This window comes from Actinosynnema sp. NPDC050436 (assembly GCF_040655415.1).
In the GTDB taxonomy this organism is placed as follows: Bacteria; Actinomycetota; Actinomycetes; order Mycobacteriales; family Pseudonocardiaceae; genus Actinosynnema.
Window position 1 is genome coordinate 299,199 of record NZ_JBFAJV010000004.1, and the last position, 15,694, is coordinate 314,892.

General features: G+C 74.6%; 17 protein-coding genes. 6 read left to right on the forward strand and 11 right to left on the reverse strand.

All coding sequences use genetic code 11. The features are described from left to right. Positions 1-70: 70 nt before the first annotated feature. Complete coding sequence (locus AB0I60_RS13770; RefSeq protein ID WP_360729183.1) at positions 71-1,054, forward strand: GntR family transcriptional regulator; 984 nt, start codon at positions 71-73, stop codon at positions 1,052-1,054. Here the strand turns inward: AB0I60_RS13770 and AB0I60_RS13775 are convergent. The 3 genes from AB0I60_RS13775 to AB0I60_RS13785 form a co-directional block, all read right to left on the reverse strand. Then, on the reverse strand, positions 975-1,547 hold the full coding sequence (locus AB0I60_RS13775) for a hypothetical protein (RefSeq protein WP_360729186.1): 573 nt from the start codon (positions 1,545-1,547) through the stop codon (positions 975-977). The genes AB0I60_RS13770 and AB0I60_RS13775 overlap by 80 nt on opposite strands. 69 nt (positions 1,548-1,616) lie before the next feature. After that, a complete protein-coding gene (locus tag AB0I60_RS13780) occupies positions 1,617-1,799 on the reverse strand; it encodes a DUF397 domain-containing protein (RefSeq protein ID WP_360729189.1) in 183 nt (60 codons plus the stop codon). A gap of 9 nt (positions 1,800-1,808) precedes the next feature. Further along, positions 1,809-2,654 carry a helix-turn-helix transcriptional regulator gene (locus tag AB0I60_RS13785; RefSeq protein WP_360729191.1) on the reverse strand — a complete coding sequence of 282 codons (846 nt, stop codon included), beginning with the start codon at positions 2,652-2,654 and terminating at the stop codon, positions 1,809-1,811. Between the two features lie 145 nt (positions 2,655-2,799). On the opposite strand from AB0I60_RS13785, the gene AB0I60_RS13790 reads away from it, so the two are divergent. After that, the gene (locus tag AB0I60_RS13790) at positions 2,800-3,123 is read left to right on the forward strand and encodes a hypothetical protein (RefSeq protein ID WP_360729194.1); all 324 of its coding nucleotides are present in this window, start codon (positions 2,800-2,802) and stop codon (positions 3,121-3,123) included. Here AB0I60_RS13790 and AB0I60_RS13795 read toward each other — a convergent pair. From AB0I60_RS13795 to fabG, 7 genes are all read right to left on the reverse strand, one after another. Next, complete coding sequence (locus AB0I60_RS13795; RefSeq protein WP_360729195.1) at positions 3,096-5,030, reverse strand: VWA domain-containing protein; 1,935 nt, start codon at positions 5,028-5,030, stop codon at positions 3,096-3,098. The two genes, AB0I60_RS13790 and AB0I60_RS13795, sit on opposite strands and share 28 nt — an antisense overlap. Further along, positions 5,027-6,412 carry an ATP-binding protein gene (locus tag AB0I60_RS13800; protein ID WP_360729197.1) on the reverse strand — a complete coding sequence of 462 codons (1,386 nt, stop codon included), beginning with the start codon at positions 6,410-6,412 and terminating at the stop codon, positions 5,027-5,029. The genes AB0I60_RS13795 and AB0I60_RS13800 overlap by 4 nt, the downstream gene beginning before the upstream one ends. A gap of 149 nt (positions 6,413-6,561) precedes the next feature. Beyond that, complete coding sequence (locus tag AB0I60_RS13805; protein WP_360729198.1) at positions 6,562-7,359, reverse strand: hypothetical protein; 798 nt, start codon at positions 7,357-7,359, stop codon at positions 6,562-6,564. 32 nt (positions 7,360-7,391) lie between these two features. Further along, on the reverse strand, positions 7,392-7,865 hold the full coding sequence (locus tag AB0I60_RS13810) for a YcxB family protein (protein ID WP_360729201.1): 474 nt from the start codon (positions 7,863-7,865) through the stop codon (positions 7,392-7,394). Beyond that, positions 7,862-8,878 carry a ferrochelatase gene (locus AB0I60_RS13815; protein WP_360729204.1) on the reverse strand — a complete coding sequence of 339 codons (1,017 nt, stop codon included), beginning with the start codon at positions 8,876-8,878 and terminating at the stop codon, positions 7,862-7,864. The genes AB0I60_RS13810 and AB0I60_RS13815 overlap by 4 nt, the downstream gene beginning before the upstream one ends. 102 nt (positions 8,879-8,980) lie before the next feature. Further along, entirely contained in the window at positions 8,981-9,748 is a 768-nt protein-coding gene (fabI, locus tag AB0I60_RS13820) for an enoyl-ACP reductase FabI (RefSeq protein ID WP_360729207.1), read from the reverse strand. 103 nt (positions 9,749-9,851) lie between these two features. Next, positions 9,852-10,556, reverse strand: coding sequence for a 3-oxoacyl-[acyl-carrier-protein] reductase (gene fabG / locus AB0I60_RS13825; protein ID WP_360729210.1), 705 nt, complete (start codon positions 10,554-10,556; stop codon positions 9,852-9,854). Positions 10,557-10,581: 25 nt separating this feature from the next. Between fabG and AB0I60_RS13830 the strand changes: the two genes are divergently transcribed. Continuing rightward, positions 10,582-13,326, forward strand: coding sequence for an FAD-binding and (Fe-S)-binding domain-containing protein (locus AB0I60_RS13830; RefSeq protein ID WP_360729213.1), 2,745 nt, complete (start codon positions 10,582-10,584; stop codon positions 13,324-13,326). On the opposite strand, the gene cutA is transcribed toward AB0I60_RS13830, so the two are convergent. Further along, entirely contained in the window at positions 13,292-13,627 is a 336-nt protein-coding gene (gene cutA / locus AB0I60_RS13835; RefSeq protein WP_360729215.1) for a divalent-cation tolerance protein CutA, read from the reverse strand. The genes AB0I60_RS13830 and cutA overlap by 35 nt on opposite strands. A 44-nt stretch (positions 13,628-13,671) precedes the next feature. Here cutA and AB0I60_RS13840 point away from each other — a divergent pair, with 44 nt between their 5' ends. From AB0I60_RS13840 to AB0I60_RS13850, 3 genes are all read left to right on the forward strand, one after another. Then, on the forward strand, positions 13,672-13,854 hold the full coding sequence (locus tag AB0I60_RS13840; protein WP_360729218.1) for a hypothetical protein: 183 nt from the start codon (positions 13,672-13,674) through the stop codon (positions 13,852-13,854). Next, positions 13,851-14,225, forward strand: a complete 375-nt coding sequence (locus AB0I60_RS13845; RefSeq protein WP_360729221.1) for a YchJ family protein — start codon at positions 13,851-13,853, stop codon at positions 14,223-14,225. Before AB0I60_RS13840 ends, AB0I60_RS13845 begins: the two co-directional genes overlap by 4 nt. Before the next feature lie 106 nt (positions 14,226-14,331). Next, positions 14,332-15,621, forward strand: coding sequence for a PIN-like domain-containing protein (locus AB0I60_RS13850; protein WP_360729224.1), 1,290 nt, complete (start codon positions 14,332-14,334; stop codon positions 15,619-15,621). The last annotated feature ends 73 nt before the right edge of the window (positions 15,622-15,694 follow it).

Genomic DNA, 15,694 nt, shown 5'->3' on the forward strand with positions numbered 1-15,694 from the left:
TAGAGCAGGAAACCCATGCTCAGCGCCTCTTTGCTGCTAGGTTCTGCACTAGTACAGGAGGAGGCACGACATGATCCCGCCCTACCAGCGCATCGCCGCCGAGATCAAGCGCCGCATCACCGCCGGCGAGCTGTCGCCCGGCGACCGGGTGCCGTCCGCCCGGCAGGTCGCCAAGGAGTGGGAGGTCGCGCTGGCCACCGCGACCAAGGCCCTGACCGCGCTGGGCCAGGAGGGGTGGGTCGAAGCCCGGCCGAGGGTCGGCACGGTGGTGGCGTCCACCCGGCCGCGCCCGCGCGGGGCGGCGGCACCCGAGCGGGAGCTGACCCGGGACCGGGTGGTGCGCGCGGCGATCGACATCGCGGACGCGGAAGGTCTGGCGGCGCTGTCGATGCGCGGTGTCGCGGCCCGGCTCGGCGTCGCCGCCATGTCGCCCTACCGCCACGTGGCGAGCAAGGGCGACCTGGTGCTGATGATGGCCGATGCGGTGTTCGGCGCGAAACCGCTGCCCGCACGGCCCCCGGCGGGCTGGCGGGCGCGGGTCGAGGTGGGTGTGCGGGCGCTGTGGGAGCTGCACCGGGAGCACCCGTGGCTGGCGCAGCTCGGCCCGCTGACCCGGCCGCTGGTCGTGCCGAACCTGCTGGCGCACTCGGAGTGGGTGCTCGGCGGCCTCGACCAGCTCGGCTTGGACCCGACGACCACGTTCGACCTCAACGTGCTGCTGTACAGCCACGTCCTGGGCCTGGCCGTGCACCTGGAACGGGAAGCCGGCGCCGAGGGCGCGACCGGCCTGTCGACCGAGCAGTGGATGGACGGCCAGGCGCGCACCCTGGACCGGCTGGCCCCGGCCCACCCGACCTTCGCCCGGATCATGGCCTCGTTCGCGCGGACCGGCTACGACCTCGACCTGGACGCGCTGTTCGAACTGGGTCTCCGCTCGATCCTGGACGGGGTGGAACGCCGGGCGGCTCCCGGCGTCACGACGTCGCGGGAGCCGGCGCGGGGGTCTGGGTCGGCACCTGGCCGGGTGTCTGGGGGACCTCCTTCGACAGCTTGATCACGTCCGCGCCGTACCGCTCGGCCAGCACCGCCCGGTCCGCGTCGCTGCCGTCGACCGTCGCCACGTCCACCCCCGAACCGTCCGTCGCCGGACCCCAGGTGGAGATCCGCACGCCCCGTGACTTCAGGTACTCGTTGTCGGCCTCGATCCGGCCGGCGACCTCCACGAGGCGGCTGAGCGGGAACTTCGCCTCGACCAGCTCCACCCGCGCGCCGTGCGCCGATTCACGGGCCACCTGGTCCAGGGCCGGGTCCGGCAGCCGGTAGACGATCACCCGGTCGCCGTCGAGCCGCAGCCCGGCGTAGGTCTGCGGGAAACCGGCCTTGAGCAACGGCCCGAGCACGGATGCGGCCTCCTCGGCCACCGGGTCGTTGGTCGGCAGCACCGAAGACGACGTGGCCGGAGCAGGCTCCACGGCCCCCTGCTCCGCATCGCAACCGCCCACCGCGAACGCACCTGCCACCAGCACCGCGAGCACCACCCGGTTCACCGGTCCCGACCTCCTCGCCTCGCCCCGTCCGTCGTCGTCAGGACGGGACGGGTGCCCCGGCCGGTTGCATCACCGGTCGTGCTTCCGGACCTCCAGGAAGCCCGCGAACGCCGCCGAACCGAACACCAGCACCGGGCCACCGGGGTTCTTCGAGTCGCGCACAGCCGCCGCACCCGGGAGTTTCGAGACCTCCACGCAGTTGTCCGCGCCGTTCTGGCTGCGGCTGCTCTTACGCCACCCGGACTCCCCCATTGCGCTCCCTCACTCCAACTCCAGGATCAGACGACCAAGCCGCTCAAGGGAATCCGCCGGCGACAGCGCCGCACGGCGTGCTCGGTCGAACGCCAGTCTATAGACGTCCGTGTGCGGTGGACGATCATGGATTTCGGCATCGCTGAGCGCTTCCACGTAGGCGAACGTCACCACTGGGTCGCCGATGTGGAGCAGGGTGAACCTGGTGCCCTGCGCCAAGTGCGCACCGGCTTCGAACGGCAGGACCTGCACCACGGCGTTGGGCATCGAAGCCAGGTCACGCAGGTGGTCGAGCTGGGCGCGCAGCACCGCGCGACCGCCGACCTGGCGGCGCAGCCCCGACTCGCTGAGCACCAGCGCGAGGTGCGGCCCGCCCGGTTCGAGCAGCCGCCGCTGCCGCTCGGCGCGCTGCCGCACGGCCGCCTCGACCTCGTCGGGCGAGAGCACCGCGCCCTGCACGAGCAGGGCACGCGCGTAGTCCTCGGTCTGCACCAGGCCGGGCAGCAACTCCTCGGCGAACAGGTCGAGCCGGTCGGCCACCGTCTCCAGCGCGATGTACGCCTGGGCCCAGTCGGCGACGAACGCCGGCCCGGGGTCCCGCTTGCGGGCGACCCGGCCCAGTTCCACGACCTTGGCGCGCTCGTCGGCGTCGAGGCCGAGCAGGTCGGCGAGCGCGGTCACCTCCACCGCCGCCAGCTTGCGCTTGCCGCTCTCGACCAGGCCGACCTTCTGGACGTAGGACCAGCCCAGCGCCTTCGCCACGGCGGCGGCGTCCACGCCGGCCCGCTCGCGGTAGCCGCGCAGCAGCGCGCCGAGTTCGATGCGTCGCGCCAGGGGCGGCGGCTGAGCGGCCACGGGTGGTCCTTCCGATCGCGGTACGGGGCGGCGCAGGGAGTATCGGGCCGCCACCGGCCCGGCCCGTACACCCGATCGTGCAGTTCCTAGTGTCACATGACAGTAATAGTGTGGCACTACTCATCCCCGCCGAGAGGACATGCCGGTGAACGCACGTCGGGAACCCCGGCCGCTGTGCGACGACCAGGGGCCGGCCGAGGCCCTGCGGGAACTGGTCGCCGCCGACGCGCCCGGCCTGTTCGCCATCGTCGAGGAGCGCGGGGTGCGCGAGGACGCGTCGATCACGGCGTGGGGGCTGGACCTCGGCGACCACGCGGAGGTGCTCAGCGTGGACGGCGGCTTCCGGCTCACCGCCCAGAGCCCGGAGAACGCCGTGCGGCTGTTCACCGCGACCGGCGACTGCGCCGCGCACCTGGTGTGGGTGTCCGACGACCGGCGGGGTCAGCGCCTGCGGCGGGACCTCAGGTAGTCGCCCACCACGGCCGCTCCGAGGCCGTCCTCGTCCGGGGCGACCACGCGGCCCCCGCTGCGCCGCGCCACCTGGTCCACGAACGCGGCCAGCCTCGGGTCGTCGCCCAGCCGGAACACCGTGATCGACGCGCCCAGCCGGGCCAGGGCGTCCACCTCCACCAGCGTCTTGGCGACGGTGCGCGGCAGCGGCGGGTAGTGGAACTCGGCCTCGCCGTCGTGCTCCAGGTGCGCGGTCGGCTCGCCGTCGGTCACCACCAGCACCACCGGCTGGGCGTCCGGGTGCTCGCGCACGTGCCGGCCGGCCAGCAGCAGCGCGTGGTGCAGGTTCGTGCCCTGCTCCCACACGCCCTCCAACGCCGTCAACTGCCCGATGTCGACCGCCTCCGCGTGCCGCCCGAACGTGATCAGCCGCAGCGCGTCCGTGCGGAACCGGGTGCTCACCAGGTGGTGCAGCGCCAGCGCCGTGCGCTTCATCGGCACCCAGCGGCCGTCCTGCACCATCGACCACGACGTGTCCACGCACAGCGCCACCGCCGCCCGCGACCGCTGCTCGGTCTCGCTGATCTCGACGTCGGCCACGTCGAGCGCGATCTCCCCGACGCCGGCGCGGAGCACGGCGTTGGTGAGCGTGCGCGGCACGTTCCACGGCTCGGTGTCGCCGAACTGCCACGGCCGCGTGCTGCCCAGCGGCTCGCCCGCCGCGCCGGCGCGCGCGTTGTCGCGCCCGCCGCGCGCCCGGACGCTGTCGATCACACCCCGCAGCGCGGTCTCCCCCAGGCGCCGCAACGCCTTCGGGGTCAGCCGCAGCGAGCCGTCCGGTCCGCGTTCGAGCAGGTTCTGCCGCCGCAGCTCGCGTTCCAGCTCGGCCAGCCGCCGCGCGTCGACGCCCGCGTCGTCACCAAGCTGGCGGACCAGCGCCTCCAGGTCGATGTCCTCCAAGCGCGCGCCGGGGTAGGACTGGGCCAACTGCTCGGCCAGCGCGTCCAGTTCGGCCAGGTCCGCCATCGCCTGCGCGCCCTCGCCCAGCCCCAGCGGCCGGTCGCCCCGGAAGCGCGCCGACCCGCTCCAGTCCTCGCCGGGCCGCAGCCCCTGCAACAAGGAGTCCAAGGTGGACAGTTGCGAGCCGATGCCGGAGTTGCCGAAAGCCTGCTGCGACAGCGCGTTCAGCTCCTCGCGCTGCTGCTCGGTCATCGAGTTCATCATCCGCTGGGCCGCCGCCGACCGGGCCGCGAGCGCGTCCACAAGCTCCTGCACGGTCTGCGGGTCCTCCGGGAAGAACTCGCCGTGCCGGCGCATGAACTCCCGGAACTGCTCCGGCGTGTCCACGCCCCGGGCGTGCGCGGCCAGCAGCTCGTTGAGGTCGGTCAGCATCTCCTGGATGCGCCGGACGTCCTGCGGGCCGACGTTGCGCATGGCCTGCTTCATGCCCTGGAACCGCTGGTCCAGCGCCTCCCGGCCGAGCAGGTCCCGGATGCGCTCGTAGGAGTCGCGGGCCTGCGGCGAGCGCCAGTCGTACTCGGCCAGCTCCTGGACGGCCGCCGCCGTGCCCTGCGGCAGCGCGTCGAGCCGCGCCTCGCGGAACCGCGCGTCGTCGTCCGGGTCGGGGAACAGCGCCCGGCGCTCGGCGTCCAACGCCTCCTCCAGCAGCCGGCGCACCTCCTGGAGCGTGCCGTCGAGGCGGTGCCGGCGCTGGATCGCCGACCGCCGCTGCCACAGCCGCGCCGTCAGGTCGTCCAGGCCGCGCGAGCCCGGGACGCCGCGCCGCAGCAGCTCGCGCAGCGCCGACTCCGGCGACGCGCCCTCCATCACCTCGCGCCCGAGCTCGTCCATCGCCGCCCGCAGGTCGGTGGGCGGCGCGAGCGGGTCGGGCCCGTCGACGTACCGGTCGTAGCGGTACCCGGTCATCCGTAGACCGTCCGGTCGTCGTCGCTGTCCTTCGAGAGCTGACGGGTCAGGTAGAGCGACTCCAGGGCCAGTTCCACGGCGGACGCGATGCGACCCGGCGGGTCGGCCGGGTTCGCGCCCAGCCGCTGCGCCACGTCGTGCAGCACCGGCAGCTCGGGCAGCGCGGCCAGCACGTCGGCAGCGGGCACCTGCTCGCCCGTGGCCACCGGGTGGCCGTCGGACACCAGCTCGGCCAACGGCCGCAGGTCCAGCCCGGCGAACGCCGCCCGCGCGGTGTCCGCCACCGAACGCCGCAGCAGGTGCGTGAGCACCTCCTGCTCGCGCCCCTCCTCCCCCGCCTCGAACTCCAGCTTGCCGCGCAGCACGGCCGGCACCGCGTACAGGTCGACCGGGCGGGCGACCGCCGGGTGCTCGCCGACCAGCGCGCCGCGCCGCAGCGCCGACGCGGCCACCGTCTCCGCCGCCGCCACCGCGAACCGCGCCGAGACGCCCGACCGCTGGTCGATCGCCGACGACTCGCGCAGGTGCCGCACGAACCGCGCCACCGCCTCCAGCAGGTGGTCGCCCACCTCGGCGACCAGCTCCGCCTCCTGCCGCACGAGCGCCACCTCGGCGGCGACCTCCAGCGGGTAGTGCGTGCGGATCTCCGCGCCGAACCGGTCCTTGAGCGGGGTGATGATCCGGCCCCGGTTCGTGTAGTCCTCGGGGTTCGCGGTCGCCACCACCAGCACGTCCAGCGGCAGCCGCAGCGCGTAGCCCCGGATCTGGATGTCGCGCTCCTCCATCACGTTGAGCAGCGACACCTGGATGCGCTCGGCCAGGTCGGGCAGCTCGTTGACCGCGATGACGCCCCGGTGCGCGCGCGGCACCAGGCCGTAGTGGATGGTCTCCGGGTCGCCCAGGCCACGGCCCTGCGCGACCTTCACCGGGTCGACGTCGCCGATCAGGTCGCCGACGCTGGTGTCCGGCGTGGCCAGCTTCTCGGCGAACCGCTCGTCGCGGTGCCGCCACGCCACCGGCAGGTCGTCGCCCAGCTCGGCGGCCCGCCGCTTCGACTCGGGCGTGATGGGCAGCAGCGGGTCCTCACCCAGCTCCGCGCCCTCGATGACCGGCGTCCACTCGTCCAGCAGGCCCACCAGCGAGCGCAGCAGCCGGGTCTTGCCCTGGCCGCGCTCGCCGAGCAGCACCAGGTCGTGCCCGGCCAGGATCGCCCGCTCCACCTGCGGCAGCACGGTCCGGTCGAACCCGACGATGCCCGGCCACGGGTCGCGCTTCGCCCGCAGCGCCGCGACGAGGTTGTCCCGCAGCTCGGCCTTGACACCACGCGGCTCGTACCCGGCGGCGCGCAGCTCGCCCAGGGTCTTGGGAAGTCCAGGGGTCACCCCCACGACGCTACGCAACCCTCGGCGGGCAGTCGACGTGGAGCGACTCCAGGCACCCGCTCGACGGGGCGGGCCGACCCGGGCGCGGCGGCCGGGCCGGGCGGCGACCGCCGCACGGCCGGACCGTCCGCCAACCCCGCCGGCGCGGGTCAGTGGCGGCCGGCGGCCTGGTCCGACAGCACGCGCACGGCCTCGTCCACGGCCGCCAGGCGGGCCCGGCGGACCGCCTCCGACAGCGGGCGCAGGGCGTCGTCCCGGCCGGCCTGGGCCGACGCCGACATCGCCCCTCCGGGCGCGTCCGTCGCCGCCACCGCCAGGATCGCCGCCACCTCCGCCGCCCGTTGCAGCACCCGCAGCGCGCGCGGGGGCATCCCCGCCGGCCACGCCAGCTTCGAGTGCTCCGAGGACAGCTCCGCGATCTCCGCGCGCACGTTCGGCCGGTGCCGCGCCACGTCCAGCGTGACCAGCGCCGTCGCCGCCTCGCGCATCGCCGACGCCAGGCCGTGCTCCGCCTCGCCGATCGGCACGTGCTCCACCGCCGTCACGGCCGGCAGGTCGAACACCGTCCACCGCAGCACGCCGTCCGCCACCAGCTTCGGCACCAGCCCGATGCCCACCTCCGGCAGCACCGCCGCGTTGCCGACGCTGAGCGCGAACCGGCTCAGCGGGCCCTTGCCGCCCAGGCCCCGGACGTCGCCCGGGATCGGCAGCACCATCCGCGCGGTGGTCGCGTCGGCCCGGCGCAGCGCGGCCAGCAGCAGCGCCGGGCCGACCGGGCGCTCGTCGGGGCCGGGGAGGTCGAGCGCGGTGGCCGTGCCGTCGTCGTCGGCCACCACCTCGTGCAGCCCGGCCCAGAACCCCAAAGCGTCGAGGACGTCGTCAGCCGCAGCCGCTCCATGCAGCCAGGCGGACGTCCAGACGACCAGCGTCGCACTCGCACAGGACACGCTCGCCAAGGTTACGCGCGCCCCCCGACGCCTCAGGCCCCCGGGCCGACGTGTTCCACCAGCAGGGAACGGAACCGGTCGACGTCGTCGGCGCCCGCGAACGCGCGGTGCGGCACGGCGTACATCGCGGACGTCCCCGTGCGCAGCACGAAACCCCTCGGGGTCTCCGACCACCCGGGCAGCTCGTCCCAGGCCAGCTCGCTGCGCGCGGCCTGGCCGACCGACATGCGCAGCGAGTGCTCGTCGGCCGACCCGGTCACGGTCTTCGCCGCCAGCGGGTGGTTGTGGAAGTTCACCGCCGTGCCCACCGGCACGAGTGCGACGATGATCACAGCCAGCGCCAGGCCGAACACGCCCGCCCACGTCATGCCCAGGAACAGCACGACCACGCCGAGCACGCCCAGCGCCACCCCGAACCACGGGGCCCAGCGGAACACCGGCACCGCCGTGCGCAACGCGTCACGCCAGTCCGCCGCGCGCGGCGACCACGTGAAGTCGACGGTCACCGCGCGGGCCTCTTGGCGGGTTCGCAGCACAGCGGGGCGCACGGAGCGCCGTTCACCGTGCACCCGGACGCCGGGAACGCGGACAGCTTGCGCGGCGACGCGCCCGTCAGGTGCTCGTCCACCAGCTCCGCGACCAGCCGGGCGAACCGGGGGTCGTCGTTGGGCGTGGCCGCGCGGGCGAAGCCCATGCCGTGCTCCGCCGCCCGGTCGCGGGCCTCGGTGTCCAGGTCCCACACCACTTCCAGGTGGTCGGAGACGAACCCGATGGGGCACACCACGACGTTGGCCACGCCCTTGGCGTGCAGCGCGTCGACGTGGTCGACGATGTCCGGCTCCAGCCACGGCACCTGCGGCGGCCCGGACCGGGACTGCCACACCACGTCGTAGTCGTCCGCGCCGACCGCCCGCGCGACCAGCCGGGACGCCTCGGCCACCTGGCGGGAGTACCGGTGGCCGCCCTCGGCGGGCGGGCCGGCCGCCTGGTCGGCCGACAGCGGCACCGAGTGCGCGGTGAAGACCAGGCGGTGGTCGGCGAAGTCGGCCGAGGCGGCGCGCACCGCGTCCGCGAACGACTCGACGAACAGCGGGTGGTCGAAGAACTGGCGCAACTTCACCAGCTCCGGGGCGTCCGGCACGGCCGCGCGGGCGCGCAGGATGTCCTCGTCGTACTGCCGGCACGCCGAGTACCCGCCGTAGGCGCTGGTCGGGAACACCAGCGCGCGCCGCACACCGGCGGCCTTCATCTCGGCGAGGGTGTCCTCGACCATCGGGTGCCAGTTGCGGTTGCCGAAGTACACCGGCAGGTCGACCAGTTCCCCGACGGCCGCGATCGCGGCGCGGTTGAGGGCGTTGATCGGCGAGACGCCGCCGAAGTGCTGGTAGTGCTGCTCGACCTCGTCCAGGCGTTCGGGTGGGACACCTCGGCCCCGGGTCACGTTCTCCAGGAAGGGGCGGACGTCTTCCGGCCCTTCCGGTCCTCCGAAGGACAGCCAGAGCAGCGCGTCGTAACTCACCCGGACATCCTCGCCCCGGCTGCGCGGAGCCGCACAACCGGGTCGGCGTGATCGGCGGCACGCCGACCCGGTCGGGTGGTGCGGGCCCGGTCGGGCGCTGCGTCAGAGGCCCAGGAAGTGCACGCCGCCGTCCACGAACACCATGGAGCCGGTGGTGGCCGGGAAGAAGTCGGACAGCAGGCCGCACACGGACTGCGCGACCGGCGTGGGGTCGTTGACGTCCCAGCCGAGCGGGGCCTTCTCGCCCCACATGGCCTCCAGCTCGGAGAAGCCCGGGATGGACTTGGCGGCCATGGTGCGCACCGGGCCGGCCGAGATCAGGTTCACCCGGATGCCCTGCGGGCCCAGGTCGCGCGCCAGGTAGCGGTTGACCGACTCGAACGCCGCCTTGGCCGCGCCCATCCAGTTGTAGGCGGGCCACGCCTGGCGGGCGTCGAAGTCCAGCCCCACAACGGACGCGCCGCGCCCCATCAGCGGGAGCGTGGCCTGCACCAGCGCCTTGTAGGAGAACGCGGAGATGTGCATGGCGGTCGCCACGTCCTCCCACGGCGCGTCCATGAACGGCGCACCGAGGCACGACGGCGGCGCGTAGCCGATCGCGTGCACCACGCCGTCGAGGCCGTCGACGTGCTCGCGCACGCGGTCGGCGAGCGTGTCCAGGTGCTCCTGGTTCTGCACGTCCAGCTCGACCACCGGGGCGGGCTGCGGCAGCCGCTTCGCGATCCGCTCCACGAGGCTCATCCGGCCGAACCCGGTGAGCACCACCCGGGCACCCTGCTCCTGGGCGACCCTGGCCACGTGGAAGGCGATCGACGCGTCCGTGATCACCCCCGTGATCAGCAGCCGCTTGCCTTCGAGCAGACCCGTCACGTCTGTTCCCTCCGAGAGTTGTGAGTTGCGGTAGGGCGGCCGGTGGCCGCCCGGTCAGGTCGGCCGCGCCCGGCAGCCGTGGTCGGCGGCCCGGTCGGCTCGGTCAGTGGCCCATGCCCAGTCCGCCGTCGACCGGCAGCACCGCGCCGGTGATGTAGGCGGCGGCGTCGGAGGCCAGGAAGGTGACGGCGGCGGCGATCTCGTCGGTCGTGCCGTACCGGCCGGCGGGCACCTGGGCGAGGATCTGCTTGCGGCGCTCCTCGGACAGGGCGTCGGTCATGTCGGTGGTGATGAAGCCCGGCGCGACGACGTTCGCGGTGATGTTGCGCGAGCCCAGCTCGCGGGCGATCGACCGGGCCACGCCCACCAGGCCCGCCTTGCTGGCCGCGTAGTTGACCTGACCGGGGCCGCCCATCAGCCCCACCACCGACGAGATGAACACGATCCGGCCGTACCGCTTGCGCAGCATCCCCTTGGACGCGCGCTGCGCCACCCGGAACGAGCCGGACAGGTTCGCGTCCAGCACGCGGGTGAACTGCTCGTCGGTCATCCGCAGCAGCAGCGTGTCGTCGGTGATGCCCGCGTTGGCGACCAGCACCTCCACCGGCCCGTGCGCGGCCTCGACCTCGGCGAACGCGGCGTCGACCTCGGCGGGGGAGGTGACGTCGCACTTGACGCCGAACAGCCCCTCGGGCGCACCGGACCCCCGGTGGGTGACCGCGACCTTGTCGCCCTGCGCGGCGAACGCCCGCGCGATCGCCAGGCCGATCCCCCGGTTCCCGCCCGTGACCAGTACGGACCTCGACACGCCCTGCTCCCATCGCCGCTGGTTGATGCGGGGCGAGGCTATCTCCTGGGCCGGGGTCCGCCGCCACTGGCCGGGGGTGGATCACAATCACCGGGTGACCGGTTTCGTCGAACAGCTCCGGGCCGAGGTGGACGGGGACGTGCTGGCCGACCCGGCCAGTCGCGCGCTGTACTCCGTGGACGCCTCCAACTACCGGCACGTCCCGCAGGTGGTGGTGCGGCCCCGCACGGTGGCCGCGGCGGTGGCCTCGGTGCAGGTCGCGGCGCTGTTCGGGGTGCCGATCACCAACCGGGGCGCGGGCACCGGCATCGCGGGCAACGCGGCCGGGACCGGCCTGGTGATCGACTTCGCGCGCCACCTCGACCGGGTCGTGTCGATCGACCCGGACGCGCGCACCGCCGTCGTCCAGCCCGGCGTGGTGCTCGACCGGCTCAACGACGCGGCCCGGCCGCACGGCCTGGTCTTCGGGCCCGACCCGTCGACGCACTCGCGGTGCACGGTGGGCGGGATGATCGGCAACGACGCGTGCGGCGCGCACTCGGTCGCGTGGGGCAAGACCAGCGACAACGTGCTGGACCTCGACGTGCTGCTGGCCGACGGCCGCCGGTTCGGCACCCGCACGCCCCCGCCGCTGCGGCTGCCCGAGGTGGACCCGGCGTGGTTCCCGGCGCTGGACCGGCGGGTGTCGGGGTACCGGCTGGACGCGCTCCCGGACCTGACCCGGGCGCTGGTCGGCTCCGAGGGCACCTGCGTGACGGTCCTCGGCGCGACGCTGGGCCTGGTCGAGCTGCCGCCCCGGCGGGTGCTGGCGGTCCTCGGTTTCGACGGCCCGTACGACGCGGCCGACCTCGCCGAGCACGTGCGGCACCTGGACGTGCTGGCCGTCGAGGGCATCGACCGGGCGCTGGCCGAGGCGGCGGGCGACTCCCGGCTGCTGCTGCCGCGCGGCGTGAGCTGGCTGTTCGTGGAGACCTCCGACGAGGCGGTGGCGCACGTCGCGGCGAAGCTCGCGCCGCACTCGGTGGTGGTGACCGACCCGGTGCGGCAGCGGGCGCTGTGGCGGGTGCGCGAGGACGGCGCGGGGCTGGCGACCCGGATGGCCGACGGCGGCGAGGCGTGGTCGGGCTGGGAGGACGCGGCGGTGCCCCCGGAGCGGCTCGGCTCCTACCTGCGCGAGTTCGACGCGCTGCTGGCCGGGCACGGGCGGCGCGGCGTGACCTACGGGCACTTCGGCGAGGGCTGCGTGCACGTGCGGATCGACTTCGACCTGCGCGCCGGGCACCGGTCGTTCCTGGAGGACGCGGCGGACCTGGTGGTGGCGCACGGCGGCTCGCTGTCCGGCGAGCACGGCGACGGCCAGGCCCGCTCGGAGCTGCTGTCCCGGATGTACCCGCCGGCCGCGATCGCCGCGTTCGGGCGGTTCAAGGCCGCGTTCGACCCGGAGAACCGGATGAACCCCGGCCGGATCGTGGACCCGCTGCCGCTCGACGCCGACCTGCGGGTGGTGGTCGCGCCGCCGACCATCCCGACCCGGGCGAAGCTCGCGCTGCGCGCCGACCGCGGCGACCTGGCGGCGGCGACCCGGCGGTGCGTGGGCGTCGGCAAGTGCCTGAACACCGCCGGCGGCGTGATGTGCCCGAGCTACCGGGTGACCCGCGAGGAGCAGCACTCCACGCGGGGCCGCGCGCGGCTGCTGTTCGAGATGCTCAACGGCTCGGTGGTGCGCGGCGGGTGGCGGTCCGAGGAGGTCCGCGAGGCACTGGACCTGTGCCTGGGGTGCAAGGGCTGCAAGCGGGACTGCCCGGTGGACGTGGACATGGCCACCTACAAGGCGGAGTTCCTGCACCGGCACTACCGGGGGCGGCTGCGGCCGGCGGCGCACTACTCGATGGGGTGGCTGCCGCTGTGGCTGCGCCTGGGCCTGGTGAACGGGGTGACGTCGCGGTTCGCCCGGTTCGCCGGGGTGGCCGCCGAACGGCCGCTGCCGCGCCCGACCCGCCGGACGTTCCAGCGCGGGTTCGCGGGCGGCGGCGCCGGCGAGCGGGTGCTGCTGTTCCCCGACACGTTCACCAACCACTTCGACCCCGGGATCGGGCACGACGCGGCGGCGGTCCTGTCGGTCACCGGGCAGGGCGTCGAGGTGCCGAGGTCGGCGGTGTGCTGCGGGTTGACGTGGTTCTCCACCGGGCAGCTCGACGTGGCGCGGAGGGTGGTGCGGCGCACGGCCCGCGTGCTGCGGCCGTGGACCGCAGCCGGCGTGCCGGTGGTCGGGCTGGAACCGGGCTGCACGGCGTTCCTGCGGTCCGACGCCCTGGAGGTGGCGGGCGACGACCCGGACGTGGTGCGGCTCGCGCGGTCCGCCAGGACGTTCGCCGAACACGTCGCACCCCTGCTGGAACCGTTGCCTCACACCGCTTCCGCGCTCGTCCAGCCGCACTGCCACCAGTACGCCGAGATCGGGCTGGACGCCGACCGGGAGCTGTGGGGCAAGGCCGGCTACGACGCGTCGGTGCTGTCGGGGTGCTGCGGCCTGGCCGGCAACTTCGGGTTCGAGGAGGGCCACCACGAGGTGTCGACGGCGGTCGCCGAGCAGGTGCTGCTGCCCGCCGTGCGGGCGGCGTCGCCGGGGACGGCCGTGGTGGCGGACGGCTTCAGCTGCCGCACCCAGGTGCGGCAGGGCGCGGGTGTCGAGCCCGTGCACACCGCGACCCTGGTGGCGCGGGCGCTGGGCGTGGCTACGGGGTCCGCTCCTGCCGGGTCTGGGCGGTGACCCAGTCCAGGTAGTCGGGGCTGCCGCCGAGCACGGGCAGGGCCAGCACCTCGGGCGTGTCGTAGGTGTGGTTGGCCCGGATGAAGTCGGTCAGCTCGTCGAGCCGGTCGTAGGCGGTCTTGACCCAGAGCTGCCACTCCCGGTCGTCCCGGACCTCGCCGTCCCAGCGGTACACGCTGCGGACCGGCGCGCTGATCTGCACGCAGGCCGCCAGGCGGGCCGCCACGACGGCCCGCGCCAGCGCCGCCGCGCCGTCCTCGCTGTCGGTGGTCGTGATCACCACGACGTGGTTGTCGTCCATCCTCGGGAGGGTAGTGCGGCCGGCGGTTTCCTATCCTGGTGCGCGTGACCCCTGACGAGGCCGTGGCCGTGCTGACCGACCCGGGCACCGCCGCCGACGCCCGCTACCAGGCGCACGCCGAGCTGTCGGCGGCGGCGGCGGGCGGTGACGCCTCGGCGGAGGCGGCGCTGTCCTGGCTCCGCTTCGCCCGCTCGGAGCGCCCGGCGTGCGAGGTGGAGCGACCGTGAGCTGCCCCTGCGGGTCGGGCGAGCCGTACGCGACGTGCTGCGGCGCGCTGCACGCGGGACCGAGGACCGCGCCCACGGCGGAGGCGCTGATGCGCTCCCGGTACGCGGCCTTCGCGGTGGCGGACGAGGCGTACCTGCTGGCCACGTGGCACCCGACCACCCGGCCGGCCGCACTCGACCTGGACCCCGACCAGGAGTGGCTGCGCCTGGACGTCCTGGACCGCACCGGCGGCGGCCTGCTGCACACGACGGGCACCGTCGAGTTCCGCGCCCTCTACCGGTGGCGGGGCCGGCGCGCGGAACTGCGGGAGAACAGCCGCTTCGTCCGCGAGGACGGCCGCTGGCTCTACGTCGAACCGGTCCGCGACTGAGCCGAACGGGTGCCGTCCACCCGTCCGCGAAACACCTCCCGGGCACTCCGCGATCAACCGGAGGTCACCGCCCGACCGGAGGGCGGCGCGGGCGTGCGGGGTGGGGATGGACGAGCGGGTTGCGGCCAGGGGCATCTACGACGAGTTCCCCGGCCACCGGCTGCCCTCCGACGGCGAGCTGGACGCCGCGCTCGGTGCCGCGCTGGTCGTCGTGGACGCCAACGTGCTGCTCAACCTCTACCGCTACAACGAGTCCACCCGCGTCGACCTGCTGGGCGTGCTGTCCCGGCTGGGCGAGCGGCTGTGGGTGCCGCACCAGGTGATGCAGGAGTTCTGGCGCAACCGGCTCAGCGTGCTGGCCGGGCGGGCGTCGGCGGGCAAGCAGTTCCTCGACGCGCTGGGCAAGCAGCGGCGGGCGGCGAACGACGCGCTGGACCAGTGGGCCAAGGCGACCGCGATCCCCGGCCCGGAGCGGGACGCGCTCGCCGAGCGGCTGGCGGAGCTGTACGCCGGCGTGGAGGCCGCCGTGTCCGAGCACACGCCCGCCGTGGTGGGCCGGGCCGCCGACGACCCGGTGCTGCACGAGTTGGAGCACCTGCTGGCCGGCAAGGTCGGGGCCCGGCCCGACGAGGCGGAGTGGCAGCTCGCGGCGGCCGAGGGCAACCGCCGGGTGGCGAACGGCGAGCCGCCCGGCTACCTGGACGCGAAGAAGGCCGGCTCGGACCTGCCGGAGGAGGCGGCGGGCGACTACCTGGTGTGGTCGCAGTCGATCCTGGAGGCAGCCCGGCGGGAAGCCGACCTGCTGATCGTGACCGGGGACGAGAAGGAGGACTGGTGGTGGCGGCACCGGTCGGAGTTCCTCGGTCCGCGCACCGAACTGGCCGACGAGTTCACCGCGCTGGGCGGGCGGCGGCTGTTCCTGCTGCGCCCGGTCGACCTGCTCAAGCGCGCCGACGCCCTGGCGTTCGAGGTGCGCAGCGGTTCGGTGGACGACGCGGACCGGGTGAGCCGCGAGGTCCCCGCCGATCCCCTGTGGACGGGGCAGGGCGTGCGCACCCTGCTGGACCTGATGGACCTGGAGGGGCTGGTCCAGGCGGACGTCATCCGGGCCGCCGCCGCGAATGGCGGCAGCGTCGACCGCGCGTCGGTCTACCGGATCGGCAAGTTCGACGACGACCGGATGCTGCGCGGCTTCACCAAGCCCGCCGCCCGGATCACCGCCGAGCTCCAGGACGCCGGCGTGGTCCGGTTCGGCGTCGAACCCGCGCTCACCCCCGTCTACCGGGGCGGGGTGAAAGCGGTGGAGTTCCGCATCCCGGACGAGGTGGCGCTCATCCTCGGCGACGCCGAGTGGGACGACGAGGCCGAGAAGCCCGCGGTCGGACCGCGTTCCTGAGCGGTCGACCTCGGTTCCCCGTGCAGTCCCCGATCAGGGGTGGTGGTGCGGTGCCTTCGTCCGCCGGCGGGGC